At 33.1% G+C, this 17403-nt stretch carries 14 protein-coding genes; all 14 read left to right on the forward strand.

Annotated features, from left to right (window positions below):
- Positions 1-201: 201 nt before the first annotated feature.
- On the forward strand, positions 202-1830 hold the full coding sequence (locus ACJDTP_RS10595) for a DNRLRE domain-containing protein (protein WP_406761152.1): 1629 nt from the start codon (positions 202-204) through the stop codon (positions 1828-1830).
- Positions 1831-2010: 180 nt separating this feature from the next.
- Entirely contained in the window at positions 2011-4890 is a 2880-nt protein-coding gene (locus ACJDTP_RS28115; RefSeq protein WP_420492549.1) for a DNRLRE domain-containing protein, read from the forward strand.
- 121 nt (positions 4891-5011) lie between these two features.
- A complete protein-coding gene (locus ACJDTP_RS10610) occupies positions 5012-6085 on the forward strand; it encodes a glycosyltransferase (protein ID WP_406761153.1) in 1074 nt (357 codons plus the stop codon).
- Positions 6086-6360: 275 nt separating this feature from the next.
- Positions 6361-7500, forward strand: coding sequence for a glycosyltransferase family 61 protein (locus tag ACJDTP_RS10615; RefSeq protein ID WP_406761154.1), 1140 nt, complete (start codon positions 6361-6363; stop codon positions 7498-7500).
- A 67-nt stretch (positions 7501-7567) separates the two neighbouring features.
- A complete protein-coding gene (locus ACJDTP_RS10620) occupies positions 7568-9193 on the forward strand; it encodes a glycosyltransferase (protein WP_406761155.1) in 1626 nt (541 codons plus the stop codon).
- Positions 9194-9533: 340 nt separating this feature from the next.
- Positions 9534-10211, forward strand: coding sequence for an acetyltransferase (locus ACJDTP_RS10625; RefSeq protein WP_077837632.1), 678 nt, complete (start codon positions 9534-9536; stop codon positions 10209-10211).
- Positions 10212-10222: 11 nt separating this feature from the next.
- Positions 10223-11134, forward strand: coding sequence for a glycoside hydrolase family protein (locus tag ACJDTP_RS10630; protein WP_406761156.1), 912 nt, complete (start codon positions 10223-10225; stop codon positions 11132-11134).
- A gap of 22 nt (positions 11135-11156) precedes the next feature.
- Positions 11157-12143 carry a GNAT family N-acetyltransferase gene (locus tag ACJDTP_RS10635; protein WP_406761157.1) on the forward strand — a complete coding sequence of 329 codons (987 nt, stop codon included), beginning with the start codon at positions 11157-11159 and terminating at the stop codon, positions 12141-12143.
- A gap of 18 nt (positions 12144-12161) precedes the next feature.
- Positions 12162-12569 (forward strand): sugar 3,4-ketoisomerase, encoded by a 408-nt coding sequence (locus ACJDTP_RS10640; protein WP_077837629.1) that lies wholly within the window; start codon positions 12162-12164, stop codon positions 12567-12569.
- 11 nt (positions 12570-12580) lie between these two features.
- Positions 12581-13675 (forward strand): DegT/DnrJ/EryC1/StrS family aminotransferase, encoded by a 1095-nt coding sequence (locus tag ACJDTP_RS10645; protein WP_406761158.1) that lies wholly within the window; start codon positions 12581-12583, stop codon positions 13673-13675.
- A gap of 217 nt (positions 13676-13892) precedes the next feature.
- A complete protein-coding gene (rfbA, locus tag ACJDTP_RS10650) occupies positions 13893-14780 on the forward strand; it encodes a glucose-1-phosphate thymidylyltransferase RfbA (protein WP_077837627.1) in 888 nt (295 codons plus the stop codon).
- Positions 14781-14797: 17 nt separating this feature from the next.
- A complete protein-coding gene (rfbC, locus tag ACJDTP_RS10655; RefSeq protein ID WP_406761159.1) occupies positions 14798-15373 on the forward strand; it encodes a dTDP-4-dehydrorhamnose 3,5-epimerase in 576 nt (191 codons plus the stop codon).
- 23 nt (positions 15374-15396) lie between these two features.
- Complete coding sequence (gene rfbD, locus ACJDTP_RS10660; RefSeq protein WP_406761160.1) at positions 15397-16278, forward strand: dTDP-4-dehydrorhamnose reductase; 882 nt, start codon at positions 15397-15399, stop codon at positions 16276-16278.
- A gap of 18 nt (positions 16279-16296) precedes the next feature.
- Positions 16297-17346 (forward strand): dTDP-glucose 4,6-dehydratase, encoded by a 1050-nt coding sequence (gene rfbB, locus ACJDTP_RS10665; protein WP_406761161.1) that lies wholly within the window; start codon positions 16297-16299, stop codon positions 17344-17346.
- Positions 17347-17403 lie beyond the last annotated feature (57 nt).

The following is a 17403-nucleotide window of genomic DNA, read 5'->3' on the forward strand; positions in this document are numbered from 1 at the left end:
ATTTATAGAGATTTATTAAGTTGGTATTTTTGATTACGTAATTTGATGTTAACGAAATCTATTCTGGAATATATTTTAAATGCTCTTATTTAGCAACATGTATCAAATGATATTTGTTTTACATATATTATAGTAGCTAAATTTATTTTGTATAAATAAATACAAAAGATAAACAAAGATAAAAAGTAAGGAGATGGTGGGATGCCTACTATATTTATAAGTCCTACAGATGATGCATTTATATCATTGTTAAATCCAAATGCTAATTTTGGTTTATCAGGTGACTTATTTACAGGCATGTTTATTCAGGTTGGTGACGTATATAGAAGCTTACTAAAATTTGATCTATCGAGTATTCCTCCAGGAAGCTATGTTTCAAACGCTTCACTAAATTTGTTTGTTTATAGAAATGATGTACCAGATTCTGCGCAATTACCACAAACTGTTCGAGTATATACAAATTCAAGTAATTTTACAGAAAATACTGTTACGTGGAATAATGCACCTATAGCTAATTTTACACCAGATTCTATAATTATTACTGATGGAGATGTTGGAAATCATATTAATATTGATATAACTGACATAGTAAATGGATGGATAAACGGATCTATACCAAATAACGGTATAACCTTAATAGGTATAGAAAATTTAATGGATACTATCATAGGATATTTCTCTAAAGAATGGCCATTACAAACTCAGAGGCCTTTCTTAAGTGTAACGTTTGGACCATCAGGGCCAACAGGAGCAACTGGTCCTGGACCAACTGGACCTACAGGTCCTACAGGACCTACTGGAAACACTGGAGCTACAGGACCTACTGGTGACACTGGCGCAACTGGAGCTACCGGAGATACAGGAGCTACAGGACCTACTGGAGATACTGGTGTAACTGGACCTACCGGAGATACTGGTGCTACAGGACCTGCTGGTGACACTGGCGCTACTGGACCTACTGGCGACACTGGCGCTACTGGACCTACTGGAGATACTGGTGCTACAGGACCTACTGGCGACACTGGCGCTACTGGACCTACTGGAGATACTGGTGCTACAGGACCTACTGGCGACACTGGTGTTACAGGACCTACCGGAGATACTGGTGTAACTGGACCTGCTGGTGACACTGGTGTAACTGGACCTACCGGAGACACTGGTGCTACTGGACCTGCTGGCGACACTGGTGCAACTGGCCCTACTGGCGACACTGGTGCTACAGGACCTATTGGTGACACTGGCGCTACTGGTCCAACTGGAGATATTGGTGTAACCGGACCTACCGGAGATACTGGCGTAACTGGACCTGCTGGCGATACTGGTCCAACTGGAGATACTGGTGTAACTGGACCTACCGGAGATACTGGTGCTACAGGACCTGCTGGTGATACTGGTGCTACAGGACCTATTGGACCTACTGGTGCTGGATTAGCCGCAGATGGTTATGTATATCAGTTAGCAACATTAGCTGATGCAACTGTTGTAGGTGGAGCCGATGTTCCATTTTCTAATAACGGACCTTTAGTTGGTGTAGCACACACACCAGGAACAACAACAGTTACAGTGGCAACAGCTGGTGTTTATGAGGTTAATTACGGTATTAGCATAACTGCAGGAATTGGATCTCAAATTGCTATTGCTGTAAATGGTACAGTTGATCCATCTACTCCTATTTCAGCTCTTGTCGCAACTGGAGAACTCTCAGGAAATGCTATCTTAACTCTTGCTGCTGGAGATGTAATTACTTTGAGAAATAATTCATTATTAGTTTTAACACTAACTTTGGCACCATCAGTTGGAGCACAATTAACTCTTAAGAAATTAGATTAATTTATAAAAATGGCCCTCTGCATTTATGCGGAGGGTTTTTAATTTGACACTTTAAGTAATGGCACTTTAAGTAATGGCACTTTAAGTGTCAAAAAATTCTATTTTACATATATTATAATAGCGCTATCTATCATGAATAAATTAATAACAAAAGAAAACGTAAAATAAGGAGATGGTGGGATGCCTACTATATTTTTAAGTCCTACAGATGATGCGTATATATCGCAGCTGAACCCTAATGCAAATTTCGGGCTATCAACCGATTTATTTACAGGCATGTTTGTTCAAGAAAATGATGTTTATAGAAGTTTATTAAAATTTAATTTATCTAGCATTACCCCGGGAAGCGCTATATCAAATGCTTCATTGAATTTATTTGTATCTAGAAATGATGTACCAGATTCAGCACAAATACCTCAAACTGTTCGAGTATATCTAAATACAAGTAATTTTACTGAAAATACTGTTACGTGGAATAATGCACCTATAGCTAATTCCACTCAATATTCAATAAATATAAACAGTGGAGATGTTGGTAACTACGTTAGCATAGATATAACTGATTTGGTTAGTGGGTGGATAAATAACACAATTCCTAATAATGGAATAACTCTAATTGGAATAGAAAATATAATTGATACTATTATAGGATATTTTTCCAAGGAGTGGCCATTACAAACACAAAGACCTTTCTTGAGTGTAACAATTTCTTCAGAAGGTCCAACCGGTGCAACAGGTCCAGGTCCAACTGGAGCAACTGGACCTGCCGGGCCTACAGGACCTACAGGAGATACTGGTGCTACAGGACCAACTGGTGACACTGGAGTTACAGGAGCAACCGGCGACACCGGAGCTACAGGACCTACTGGCGACACTGGCGTAACAGGATCAACCGGAGATACTGGCGTAACCGGACCTACAGGCGACACAGGTGTAACCGGACCTACTGGAGATACTGGCGTCCCAGGTCCAACAGGCGATACTGGTGTAACCGGACCTACAGGTGATACTGGCGTAACCGGACCTACTGGAGATACTGGAGCAACAGGACCTACAGGTGATACTGGCGTAACCGGACCTACAGGTGATACTGGTGTAACTGGACCTACTGGTGATACTGGTGTAACTGGACCTACTGGTGACACTGGAGTTACAGGTCCAACTGGAGATACTGGAGCAACAGGTCCTACTGGAGACACTGGAGCAACAGGACCTACAGGTGATACTGGCGTAACAGGTCCAACTGGAGACACTGGCGTTACAGGCCCTACAGGAGATATTGGAGCTACAGGTCCAACTGGAGATATTGGAGTTACAGGAGCAACCGGCGATACTGGAGCAACCGGACCTACTGGTGACACTGGAGCTACAGGTCCAACTGGAGACACTGGAGCTACAGGACCTACTGGCGATACTGGCGTTACAGGTCCAACTGGAGACACTGGTGTTACAGGACCTACTGGCGACACTGGAGCTACAGGACCTACTGGTGACACTGGTGTAACAGGACCTACTGGTGATACTGGCGTAACAGGTCCAACTGGAGATATTGGAGTTACAGGACCTACTGGTGACACTGGAGCTACAGGTCCAACTGGAGATACTGGAGCAACAGGTCCTACTGGTGATACTGGTGTAACCGGACCTACCGGAGATACTGGAGTTACAGGTCCAACCGGAGATACTGGTGCAACAGGAGCAACTGGTGACACTGGAGTTACAGGACTTACTGGTGACACTGGTGTAACAGGACCTACTGGTGATACTGGAGTTACAGGACCTACAGGCGATACTGGCGTAACCGGACCTACCGGAGATACTGGTGTAACAGGACCTACTGGCGATACTGGAGTTACAGGTCCAACCGGAGATACTGGAGTTACAGGTCCAACCGGAGATACTGGTGCAACAGGAGCAACTGGTGACACTGGCGTTACAGGACCTACAGGCGATACTGGCGTTACAGGACCTACCGGAGATACTGGTGTAACAGGACCTACTGGTGACACTGGTGTAACAGGTCCAACCGGAGACACTGGAGTTACTGGACCTACTGGAGACACTGGCGTTACAGGACCTACCGGAGATACTGGTGCAACAGGAGCAACTGGAGACACTGGTGTAACAGGACCTACTGGAGACACTGGTGTAACAGGACCTACTGGTGATACTGGAGTTACAGGTCCAACCGGAGATACTGGAGTTACAGGTCCAACCGGAGATACTGGTGCAACAGGAGCAACTGGTGACACTGGAGTTACAGGACTTACTGGTGACACTGGTGTAACAGGACCTACTGGTGACACTGGAGTTACAGGACCTACAGGCGATACTGGCGTAACCGGACCTACCGGAGATACTGGTGTAACAGGACCTACTGGTGATACTGGAGTTACAGGTCCAACCGGAGATACTGGTGCAACAGGAGCAACTGGTGACACTGGAGTTACAGGACTTACTGGTGACACTGGTGTAACAGGACCTACTGGTGATACTGGAGTTACAGGACCTACAGGCGATACTGGCGTAACCGGACCTACCGGAGATACTGGTGTAACAGGACCTACTGGCGATACTGGAGTTACAGGTCCAACCGGAGATACTGGAGTTACTGGACCTACTGGTGCAACCGGGGCTGGAAGTATTATTTCTGCAACAGGTGATACAGCTCCATTGACTCTACTTCCACTTACCACACCAACAATTGTTGCTAACTTACCAGTTACAACAACTTCTGCAACACAAATATTAAAATTTGATTCTATGGTAGAAGTCGATATAACAATTGCCGCTGCTGGCGCTTATGACTATACAATCACTTATGATTTGATAGAAGCTACAGCAGGTGTGGTTGTTACAGAAACTATTGATAATTCTGGTACAGATATTTCTGCAGGTCAAATACACTCTGAAGTCCCTAATTTAACTTGGGTTGTTAACCCTGGATCTGCTGGTGCGTTCACTTATTCAATTCGAATTACAGTTAACAGTACTATTCCAGGTAATATATCAGCTGCAACTGCTAATACTAGAGCTTTAAATTCAATAATCTTTGGATAATTATTAAACAATATTTAGGCTGCCTTTTTTTAGGCAGCCGTCTTTTAATAAAATAATGTTTATGTCAAAAATTTCTTATTTTCATATTATATATTGTAGAAATTTTTAAGAAGGTGATTACTTGATAACAGTTAGTCTTTGTATGATAGTAAAAAACGAGGAAGATACAATAGGTCGCTGCTTAGATTCGATCAAAGATGTAGTTGATGAAATAATAATTGCTGACACTGGATCTACTGATAAAACCAAAGAAATATGTAGTAAATATACATCAAATGTATATGACTTTAAATGGATAGATGATTTTTCAGCTGCAAGAAATTTTTCTTTTAGTAAAGCATCTAAAGATTATATTCTTTGGTTAGATGCAGATGATGTATTGCTTCCAGAAGATGCAGAAAAATTTAAATCTCTAAAAGAAACTTTAGATACTTCTGTAGATTCTGTAACTGCAAAATACAATATAGGTTTTGATGAATACGGAAATGTGACCATGAGTTATAGGCGCAATAGATTAGTTAAAAGAGAAAATAATTTTAAATGGATAGGATTTGTTCATGAGTATTTACAAGTAGCAGGAAATATAATCAATAGTGACATTGCAATAACTCATAAGAAATTAAAACAAACTCCTAAAAGAAATCTTGATATATATAAAGGAAAGTTGAAAGAAGGATTAGAATTTACGCCAAGAGATACTCTTTATTATGCTAATGAATTATATGATCATAATATGTATGATGAAGCCCTGGAGTATTATAATAAATTTTTGGATTTAAAACAAGGTTGGTTTGAAGACAATATCAGAGTTTGTGGTAAAATATGTGATTACTATCAATCAGTAAACCAAGTGGAAGATGCACGAAAATATGCTTTTAAAAGCTTTGAATATGATACCCCTAGAGCTGAAGCCTGTTGCAAAATTGGTTTTTCTTTCTTACATGAAAGAAAATATAAACAAGCAGCTTTTTGGTATGAAGAAGCTACAAAGCTTGAAAAGCCAAAAGATAGCTGGGGATTTTTTAACGATGCATGTTGGACATGGCTACCACACCTACAATTATGTGTTTGTTATGATAAATTAGGAGATCATAAGCTTGCATATGAGCATAATGAAATTGCTGGCAAATTCAGGCCTAATGATAGCCGCATATTATATAATAAAAAATACTTCAAAGATATTGGTGTTTCTTAAAAAACTAAAAGTGCAGAGCTCGTTTTGTTTAGCCTGCACGATTTTTTAAGGTAGTTAAATTAATATAGGTTGAACATACTTTATAACATTCTACTCCTAACACTACATTCACATAATCTTTATAATAATTAGAGTTATGTAACAAATAAACATTAATCTTTATAAAATAATAATATAATAGATTTTTTGAGATGAAATTTTGGATGTAGAAGTTTTAATAGATAAATTAAACAAAAAACAAATGAATTTCATAAAAGTGAAAGGTGGCTTAATTAATGTGTGTTCAAAAAATACTAAATAATATTACCTGTAAAGAATACTGTAGTACTCATAATTTTAAATATTCTCCCATAAAAGAAGCTCATCCTCAAAGAGTCTATATACCCAATTATATCAATGAGATTAGTACCACAAATTCTATATATGTAAATTTTCCAGAGATATATGTTGCAGAATTAAATAATGTAAAATTAATTGGCGGCAACTATATAATTTTTGATGATAATAATTACTGCATTTATGACCTACCATTTATGGATAGTGAAAATAAGTTTGATTTAAGATGTCATCAAACAATTGCTGTGAATAAAAATAACACTGTTGTTTGCTATAACGAGACTGGAGAAACCATTGAAGAGGGAATAATGCTAATATCAGGTTCATCTTATAATTACTCTCATTTTCAATTTGAAGTATTAGCCAAACTTTGTCTTATTAATGATACTAATGAATATAACGATATGCCAATAATAATAGATGATGCTTGTCTTAGAGTGCCGCAGTTTCAAGAAGAATTGCAGATGCTAAATAAACAAGGACGAAAAATCATTCCTTTAGCAATAGGATATAGTTATTCTATAAAAAAATTGATAGTTATTTCAGATTTAGGAGTTTATCCATGCAATATTAAACCAGATTTCTTATTAAAATATCAAGATGTTGCACTTGATGATTTAGCTGTTAAACCTATAAATAAAAACTTAGCAATTGAGAGTAGTAATGTTCATAGAAAGTTATATGTCTCTAGAAGCCAGTCACCTAATTCTAGATTGCAAAATCAACCAGCTGTTGAGAATATTTTTAGGTCATTCGGATTCGAAATAATATTTCCAGGATCAATGTCTTTCCATGATCAATTAAAAACTTTTTCAGAAGCAGAAGTTATAGCAGGTGAATCAGGTTCTGGACTTACCAATATTATTTTTGCTAATAAAAATGCAAAGGTTATATTTATCCAGCCAAAAGTTATTCAATCACCATGGTATTCCAATATTTCAGGCGTATTAGGATTAAAAACTTACTTTTTGGATGGATATCTTTATGGTAACTCAAGATTACCATACTATCAAAATGGATTTATTGTAGATGAAAATTATCTCAAAGATTTTTTGTATAGATTAAATTTAAGTAACTAGACTCGGTTTTTATTTGAATGAATACTATATAAATAACTTTAAATAAATACAAAGTAAGGAGAGGTTATTGGTAAGGAAAATGAAAAAAAATAAAATAGCATTTATTACTTGTGTTAATAATGAGGAACTATATAAGAAAAGTTTGACTTATATTAATAAAATCAAAATTCCTGAAGATATGGAAATAGAATTTATAGCCATGAGAAATTCTAAAAGCATAGCTTCAGCATATAATGAAGCTATGCAAAAAAGTGATTCTAAGTATAAGGTCTATCTTCATCAAGATGTTTATATTCAAAATACAAATTTTGTTGAAGATGCTTTAAGCATTTTCAATAGTAATCAAGATATAGGTCTAATAGGTGTAGTTGGTGCAAAAGTTATACCAGTATCTGGAGTTTGGTGGGAGGACCCTTGCAGGGTGGGAAAAGTTTTTGACAGCCATAGAGGCTCAATGGAACTTCTAAGTTTTAATGAATTTATCGAGCCATATACAAACGTTAAAGGTATCGATGGGCTTATAATGATAACTCAATACGATATAAAATGGAGAGATGATCTTTTTGATGGATGGCATTTTTATGATCTTTCACAAAGTACTGAATTCATTCAAAAGGGATTTAAAGTTGTAGTTCCAAATCAAAAAATACCTTGGTGCATTCATGATTGTGGTTATGTAAATACGGCCAATGGATTTGAAGAATATAAGAATATATATTTAGATAATTATTCTAAATATATATTCCCTTTAGTTAGCATACTGATACCAGCCTATAATCAAACAAACTACCTTAAAAAAGCTCTTGATTCAGCGCTAAATCAGAGCTATAGGAATACAGAAATCATAATATGCGATGATAGTACTACTAATGATGTACAGAAGTTTATAGAAGGATACAAATTAAAAACAAATAAAATAAAATATATAAATAATGGTGGTCCATCAGGTCAAAGAGGAAAAGTTAATCTTGGTAAATGTCTTTCAGCTTCATCAGGGGAATATATAAATTTTTTATTGCATGATGATGTATTTAAGTTAAATAAATTAGATAGAATGATGAATTATTTTCTTTATGATAATACACTTACTCTTATTACGAGCTATCGGAAAATGATTAACGATAAGGACGAATACCTTAATGATAACTTTAGAACTGTACGGCAATATCCTTATGATATTCGTCTAACAGGTGAAGAAGCAGGCAGAAAAATTCTATTTTCAATGATTAATTATATTGGTGAATTAAGTACAGCAATATTTAAAAGAGAAGCAATAGACAGCGATATTACTAAACACAGTATAATTGATTATGATAGCAATGAAATATATTGTCTTGGAGATATATCTTTATGGCTAAAATTATTAAGAAAAGGGAATATGATTTATATCGCTGAACCTCTAAGCAATCTTAGAATTCATAATTCACAAAATACTCAAGATAAATTTCTGACTTTTCGAGCTGCAATAGACTTTTTTAATATTATTATTTCATCTTATGAAAATAAGGCATTTATAAAAACTAAAGATGAATTATTAATAATCCTTAGAAAATGGTTCAAAGAATATTCTAATTTTTTAACTAGTTTCAGTGAAGAATTTAATAGCAAATCTGAAAAGGACGAGGAGACAATTATTCTTAAAGATGAATATATAAGGTGCTACACTAAATTCATAAATATATTATTTGAATAGTTTAACAATAAATAATTTAAAAATACCAACTTAAATCTAATTTTCTTAAATCCACATAAAAGTTGATACAAAATTTCTATATATATTGCAAGAATTTTATCTGTAATTGTGAATTGTGAAATGTGCATTGTGAATTGCAATATATATTTTAATTTTCACTAGGCTTTAGATAATAAGTTTTATTTAAGGCCTATTTCCATGTTTTATATTACTAAATAAAGTTAGGTACACTTTATTTTAAACGCGCATAGTATGTTTGTATAATGGAATTTTACAAAAAGTTAAGATTCCTATAAGAAGCTTAATATAAATTATGTAAGTATATAAAGGAAGTAATAATATGGATAAAAATAAGAAATTGGTTATAATTGGTGATGGAGAATTTGCCGAAATTGCTTATGAGTATTTCACTTATGATTCACCATATACTGTAGAAGCTTTTGCTGTAGAAAAGCAATTTATTACTCAAAAAAGCCTTTTCGGATTACCTGTTATAGCTTTTGAAGAAATGGAGCAAACCTATTCCACTAAGGAATATGAAGTATTCACAGCTATAACATTTACAAACTTCAATAGAGTTCGAACTCGTCTTTATAATGAAGCTAAGCGTAAAGGATATAGTTTTGCCTCTTATATTAGTTCGAAAGCTTTTGTATGGAGAAATGCAAAAATAGGTGAAAATTCCTTTATTTTTGAGGATAATACTATTCAATACAATGTTGAGATTGGAAATAATGTAGTGCTTTGGAGCGGAAATCATATTGGTCACAGGACTAAGATAAAAGATAATTCTTTTATAAGTTCCCATGTAGTGGTTTCTGGTTATTGTGAAGTTGGTGAAAATAGTTTTCTTGGTGTTAATTCTACCTTTGTTAACAACGTATCTATAGGAAAAAACTCATTTGTAGCAGCTGGAGCTCTCATAACAAAGAACTATGGAGATAATTTATTTTTAAAGGGTAGTCCTGCAAAACCAGATAGTAAAAGTTCTTTAGAATTATTCAATATAAAGGAATAGGGGGAATAAAATTGAAGTGGGAAAAGAAAGGAATTATTTATAGCCTAGATGGTAGTAGTACTTGGGCTAAAAATTCTACACTACAGCCAACTCCATTATTTTTAAATGATGATACTATTAGAATTTTTGTTGGGCTTAGAGATGATAAAGGAGTAAGCAGAGTTGGATATGTTGACGTAGATGCTAATAATCCTAAAATAGTAAAAAAAGTTTCAAAAGAACCTTTGTTAGATATAGGTTTGCCAGGAACTTTCGATGATAATGGTGTGGTTCCTTGTGCTGTTATAAGGAATGAAGGAAAAATACACTTATACTACGCAGGGTATCAAGTAGGTTACCATGTAAGAATGATGATATATTGTGGGCTAGCTATAAGTGAAGATAATGGTAATAGCTTTAAAAGATATAGTAAAGTCCCAGTCCTAGAAAGATGTGATGATGAACTTTTATTTAGAGTAATTCATTCAGTTGTTAAAGAGGATAGTAAATGGAAAGTTTATTACGGCGGAGGTAGTTATTTTAAAGAGGGAAAGAAAAAGACACTTCCATTATACGATATTAGATATATGGAATCCGAGGATGGTATAAACTTTGTGGGTTCTGGAGATGTAATTATAGGAACACAAGGTGATGAATATAGGGTTGGAAGACCTTATGTTATTAAGGATGAGGATATATACAAAATGTTTTTCTGTGCAGGAAGCGAAGATTTGACTTATAAATTAGCATATGCAGAATCATTAGACGGAATAAACTGGACAAGAGATGATGATAAATTAAATATTTCTTTGTCTTCATCGGGATGGGATTCACAAATGATGGCATACCCATCTGTAGTTAAATATAATGATAAGACGTATTTATTTTACAATGGAAATAACTATGGCTATGATGGATTTGGATATGCAGAATTAATTAAATAATTTTAGGAAGTGAGTCACTCACATGAATTTATCAGTAGAAAAATTCAATAATGATAATGAACAAGAATGGGATAAATTTATAGAGAATAATAGTGTGAATGGAACTTTTCTTCAAAGCAGAAATTTTTTAAACTATCATAAAGATAGATTTAAAGATCATTCTTTAATAATTAAAAAGGGGACGAGTATAATTGCATTAATCCCTGCATGTGAAATAGTTGAAGATCAAAAAAAAGTATTTTATTCTCATAAAGGAAGTACTTTTGGAGGAGTTGTAATTAATAAAAACTTTAATAACATTAATCATATTGATAATCTTTTTAAAGCTTTAGATAATTATTTAATCCAAAATAGTTTTGATGAAATAGTTCTTAAAAGTACCTCCGAAATATTTTGCAGCGGAAATACGAATTTATTAGATTACTTTTATTTTAAATATAATTATGAAAATTATACTGAGTTAAGTTTATATATTGATTTTGATAACTATTCACCTGTTATAGCAAATAACTTTTCTGCATCTAAAAGAAGAGATTTGAAGTACAGTTTGAAATACAATTTAGAATTTAGAACACTAGAAGCCGATGATGAAGTAGATGATTTTTATAGTTTATTATTAAAATCACTTGAAAAGCATAATACAAAACCTGTACATTCACTAGAAGAATTGCTAGATTTTAAAAATACAAGGTTTAAAGATATTGTTAAATTTTATGGAGTATATTATAAAAACAATTTAATAGCAGGCAGCATGGTATTTAACTTTAGTAATAATGTTTTCCATACTCAATATCTTGCTTCTGATTCTCTTTATTCTAGTTATTATCCTATGAATTTTCTAAATTATAATCTAATTAGTCAAGCTTATCTAAACAAATTCAAATTTTTTTCTTTTGGAATAAGTACTGAAGATAAAGGAAAATTTCTCAATGCTTCTTTAGCTCAATTTAAAGAGGGGTTTGGGACTGTAGGTGCTATTAATCGTACCTATTATAAAGAATTAAAATAACAACTCTGAGGTGATGAAATGTATAATTGTTCTCTATTTAAATTTCTTAATATAGGTAGTAAATATGGGAACTTAACACCGATTGAGGGACTTGTTGATATTCCGTTTGATATAAAACGAATATATTATATTACAAAAGTTCCTCAAGATATATCAAGAGGTTTTCACGCGCATAGGAAACTTCATCAAGTATTAATATGCCTTAATGGTTCTGTAAAAATAAAAGTTAAATCTCCAAAAGAAGAAGCTGAATTCACATTAGATAACTCGGCAGTTGGGCTATATATAGGTCCATATATTTGGAGAGAAATGTATGATTTTAGTGAAGGTGCAGTTCTTTTAGTTCTAGCATCAGATTATTATAATGAAGACGACTATATACGAAATATAGATTTTTATATGAAAGAAGCTTTTAATAGATATTAAGAAGGGGTTTTATGGAAGTACCATTTTTAAATTTTAAACCAATGCACAATGAAATAAAAGATGAGATTTTAGATGTTTTTGAGAAAATATATGACAATAACTGGTTTATTTTAGGACCATATGTGGAAGCCTTTGAAAAAGAGTTTTCTAAATATTGTGGTGCTAATTATTGCATAAGCTGTGGAAATGGCTTAGATGCACTTTCAATTATTTTGAGAGGATATGATATTGGTGAAGGTGATGAAGTAATAGTTCCAGCAAATACTTATATTGCTACTGCATTAGCAGTTTCATATGTTGGGGCTAAAGTTATTCTTGTAGAACCTGATATCAATACTTTTAATATAGATGTAACTAAAATTGAAGCAGCTATTACTAAAAAAACTAAAGCAATAATTGCTGTTCATTTATATGGTAGACCAGCAGAAATTGATAAAATAAAACCATTATGTAAAAAATATAATTTAAAACTAATAGAGGATTCAGCTCAAGCTCACGGTGCAATATATAACGGACAAAAAGCTGGGAATCTTGGGGATGCTGCAGGATTTAGTTTTTATCCAGGAAAAAATTTAGGAGCACTAGGTGATGGCGGAGCGATTCTAACTAATGATAAGGAGTTAGCAGAAAAAGTTCGAGCTATTAGAAACTACGGATCTAAAATAAAATATTATAATGAATACAAGGGCGTTAATTCAAGACTAGATGAAATTCAAGCAGGATATTTAAGCATAAAACTAAAATCTCTTGATAAATGGAATTCTTATAGGCAAAAGGTGGCCAAAGTATATTTAGAGAAAATTACTAACAATAAATTAATTCTTCCTAATATAGACTTAGAAACTGACTCTATATGGCATGTATTTGCACTGCGAACAGAATTTAGAGATGAATTAGTAGCTTATTTAAATTCTCATGGCATTAGTACTGTAATTCACTATCCAATACCTATACACCTTCAGAAAGCGTACAAGGAGTTAGGATATAAAGAAGGAGACTTTCCATTGGCAGAATCTATCTCTAAGACAGTACTAAGCATACCAATATGGTATGGGATGACTAATGAAGAAATAAATTATGTAATAGATATTTTAAACAAATGGTAATATAGCTATATTATTTAAAAATTCATGTTTAAAAATATTATTTATGAAAGAATAGTAAAAGCAACTTGTTAAACAGCATTTTCTAAAAGATAAGGGAATGCTGTTTTCTAATTTTATGAAATTAGAAAGTAACTATATGCTTAAGTTTTTCATAACATAATTAATAAACAAAATTATCTTAGCTAATGTAATAACTAAGATATTATGGGGGATTAAAATGAGAGGAATTATTTTGGCAGGTGGTAGTGGAACACGCCTGTATCCAGTAACAAAAGCAATGTCAAAACAAATGATACCAATATATGATAAACCAATGATTTATTATCCAATGTCAGTTTTAATGCTTTCAGGAATAAGAGATATTTTAATTATCTCAACACCTAGAGATATAGTTAGTTTTAAAGAATTATTTAAGGATGGAAAAGATCTAGGATTAAATATTCAGTATGCAGTTCAAAAAAATCCTAATGGACTTGCAGAAGCATTTATTATTGGAGAAAAATTTATTAAAGATGATAATGTAGCAATGGTGCTTGGTGATAATATTTTTTATGGCCAAGGCTTTTCAGATATTTTAAAAAAAGCTGCAAGCTTAGAAAACGGAGCATATGTGTTTGGATATTACATTCAAAATCCAAAAGCTTTTGGAGTTGTTGAGTTTGATAGTAATGGAAAGGTTATCTCATTAGAAGAAAAACCAGAAAATCCAAAATCAAAATATGTTGTTCCAGGTCTATATTTTTATGATAATACAGTAGTTGAAAAAGCAAAAAAGTTAAAACCATCAGCAAGAGGAGAGTTAGAAATAACAGATTTAAATAAAGCTTATTTAGAAGAGGATTCATTAAAAGTTCAATTGTTAGGTAGAGGGATGGCTTGGCTTGATACAGGTACTCATTCAGCAATGCTTCAAGCATCTAATTTCGTTGAAACAATTCAAAGCACTCAAGGCATATATATAGCATGTCTTGAGGAAATAGCCTATTGTAAGGGTTGGATAACAGCAGAAAAGGTACTAGAAATTGCTGAGACTCTAAAAAAGACTGGATATGGAAGATATCTAATCGATGTAGTGAATAGTGTTGAATCAAATACTAAATGTTAGTAAATAAGAGGTGAATTATGGGAAATTTCAATTTTATTGAAACCAAGATAAGTGATGTTTATGTAATAGAACCAAAGATTTTTGGAGACAATAGAGGCTATTTTATGGAAACTTATAACAGAAAACATTTTGAAGAAGCAGGGCTTAATATGAATTTTGTCCAGGATAATGAATCAAGATCCACTAAAGGAGTGTTAAGAGGACTTCATTTTCAGAAAAGGCATAGTCAAGGAAAACTTATTAGAGTAAGTAAAGGTGAGGTTTTTGATGTAGCTGTTGATTTAAGAAATGGTTCAAAAACACATGGTAAATGGGAAGGAATCATTTTAAGCGAAGAAAATAAAAAGTTATTTTATATTCCAGAAGGTTTTGCACATGGATTTTTAGTACTTTCTGATGAAGCTATATTTAATTATAAGTGTACAGATTTTTATGCACCTGAGTACGAAGAAGGTATCAAATGGAATGATCCTAATATAAATATTGAATGGCCTTTAGACAAAGTTAATAATGTAATTTTATCAGAAAAAGACAAACTTAATATAGGTATAAACGAGATAGATCTAAGGGAATATCCAGATTATAACATCTAGTTAAAAGAGGTGCGTATTTGACAATGAAAATATTAATAACTGGAGCAAAAGGACAATTAGGCAGAGAGATTACGGAAATAATAAAAGTCGGAAGAGCTGATATAGGCGAAATATCAGAAAATATAAAGTTAGCTGAGGTTATTGGCTTTGACGTAGATGAGCTGGATATAACGAATTTAGTCAAAGTTAAAGAGGTATTAAGTTATTTAAAGCCAGAAGTAGTAATAAATTGCGCTGCAGCCACCAATGTTGATAGATGCGAAATTGATGAAGATTTTGCGTTTAGAGTTAACTCAATAGGACCAAGAAATCTTGCTATAGCTTGTGACTCAATAGGCGCTAAACTAGTACAAGTTTCTACCGATTATGTGTTTAACGAAAATACTCATAAGCCATTAAAAGAATATGATTTAGCTTCACCATCTAGTGTATATGGTAAAACTAAATTTCTAGGAGAGCAGTATGTGCAGCTACTATGTTCAAAGCATTTTATTGTAAGAACAGCGTGGCTTTATGGTTATGTCGGAAGTAATTTTGTTTATACCATAATGAAACTTTCTAAAGAAAAAAGCCATATTAATGTTGTGAATGATCAAATGGGAAATCCCACTTATGCTAATGATTTAGCATATCATATCTTGAAGCTAATAGAAACAGATGGTTACGGAATATATCATTGTACCAATAATGGTGAGTGTACATGGTATGAATTTGCTAAAAAAATTGTTAACTTATCTGGAGAAGAATGTGAGGTAATACCTTGTACTTCTGAAGAGTATAAGACTCAGGCAAAAAGACCTAAATATTCGTCTCTCGATAATATGATGTTAAGAAATACTGTTGGCGATGAAATGAGAGATTGGAAAGATGCAATAGAAGCGTTTATAAGTAAATTAGGCAAGTGAAATGAAGGAGTTGTAGTCATGAAAACTTATTTAGTTACAGGTGGAGCTGGATTTATAGGGTCAAATTTTATTTTATATATGCTAAATAAATACGAAGATATTAATATAATAAATTTAGATAAGTTAACTTATGCAGGGAATTTAGAAAATCTTAAATCTATAGAAAATGATAAAAGATATGAATTTGTTCAAGGAGATATTTGTGATAAAGAATTAGTTGAAACACTTTTTAAGAAATATCATATAAATTATGTTGTCCATTTTGCGGCAGAATCTCATGTTGATAGAAGTATAAAAGAACCTGAAGTATTTGCGAAAACAAATATACTTGGTACTGTTAATATCCTAAATTGCGCAAAAAATGCTTGGGAAAATGAACAAGGATTTGAAGAAGGCGTTAAATTTCTTCAAGTATCAACAGATGAAGTTTATGGATCATTAGGATCTAAAGGCTTTTTTAAAGAGACTACCCCTTTAGATCCTCATAGTCCATATTCTTCAAGCAAGGCAGGGGCAGATTTAATAGTTAAAGCTTATTATGATACGTATAAAATGCCAATAAATATAACAAGGTGCTCAAATAATTATGGACCTTTTCAATTTCCAGAAAAGTTAATTCCTTTATTAATAAATAATTGTTTAAATCATAAGAGACTTCCGGTCTATGGGGATGGAATGAATATAAGAGACTGGCTTTTTGTAGAAGATCATGTGAAAGCTATTGATATGGTAATTAATAATGGCAGGATAGGAGAGATATATAATATTGGTGGTCATAATGAAAGAACTAATATACAGATTGTAAAAACAGTTATTTCTTATATTAACGAAAATGTAGACAAAAATGTTAGTGAAAGCTTAATAAAATATGTTGAGGATAGAAAAGGACATGATAGAAGGTATGGCATAGCACCAGACAAAATAAAAAAGGAATTAGTTTGGTACCCAGAAACTACTTTTGAAATTGGAATAAAACAAACAATTAAATGGTATTTAGATAACAAAGAATGGATGAAAAATGTAACCTCTGGTGATTACCAAAAATATTATAAAAATATGTACAAATAATATACTCCAATTTCTTGTTAAGAATTGCCTAAATTTATATTTAATCTAAAAAAGCAT

Origin of the sequence: Candidatus Clostridium helianthi, assembly GCF_045310795.1 — a bacterium.
Lineage (GTDB): Bacteria > Bacillota > Clostridia > Clostridiales > Clostridiaceae > Clostridium > Clostridium helianthi.

Bases quoted from the DNA above. Each gene is read 5' to 3' on its own strand.
- ACJDTP_RS10640 (WP_077837629.1), top strand. From the start codon at position 12,162: ATGTATAATTGTTCTCTATTTAAATTTCTTAATATAGGTAGTAAATAT.
- ACJDTP_RS28115 (WP_420492549.1), top strand. From the start codon at position 2,011: ATGCCTACTATATTTTTAAGTCCTACAGATGATGCGTATATATCGCAG.
- rfbD (WP_406761160.1), top strand. From the start codon at position 15,397: ATGAAAATATTAATAACTGGAGCAAAAGGACAATTAGGCAGAGAGATT.
- ACJDTP_RS10595 (WP_406761152.1), top strand. From the start codon at position 202: ATGCCTACTATATTTATAAGTCCTACAGATGATGCATTTATATCATTG.
- ACJDTP_RS10625 (WP_077837632.1), top strand. From the start codon at position 9,534: ATGGATAAAAATAAGAAATTGGTTATAATTGGTGATGGAGAATTTGCC.
- ACJDTP_RS10645 (WP_406761158.1), top strand. From the start codon at position 12,581: ATGGAAGTACCATTTTTAAATTTTAAACCAATGCACAATGAAATAAAA.
- ACJDTP_RS10615 (WP_406761154.1), top strand. From the start codon at position 6,361: ATGTGTGTTCAAAAAATACTAAATAATATTACCTGTAAAGAATACTGT.
- ACJDTP_RS10635 (WP_406761157.1), top strand. From the start codon at position 11,157: ATGAATTTATCAGTAGAAAAATTCAATAATGATAATGAACAAGAATGG.
- rfbB (WP_406761161.1), top strand. From the start codon at position 16,297: ATGAAAACTTATTTAGTTACAGGTGGAGCTGGATTTATAGGGTCAAAT.
- rfbA (WP_077837627.1), top strand. From the start codon at position 13,893: ATGAGAGGAATTATTTTGGCAGGTGGTAGTGGAACACGCCTGTATCCA.
- rfbC (WP_406761159.1), top strand. From the start codon at position 14,798: ATGGGAAATTTCAATTTTATTGAAACCAAGATAAGTGATGTTTATGTA.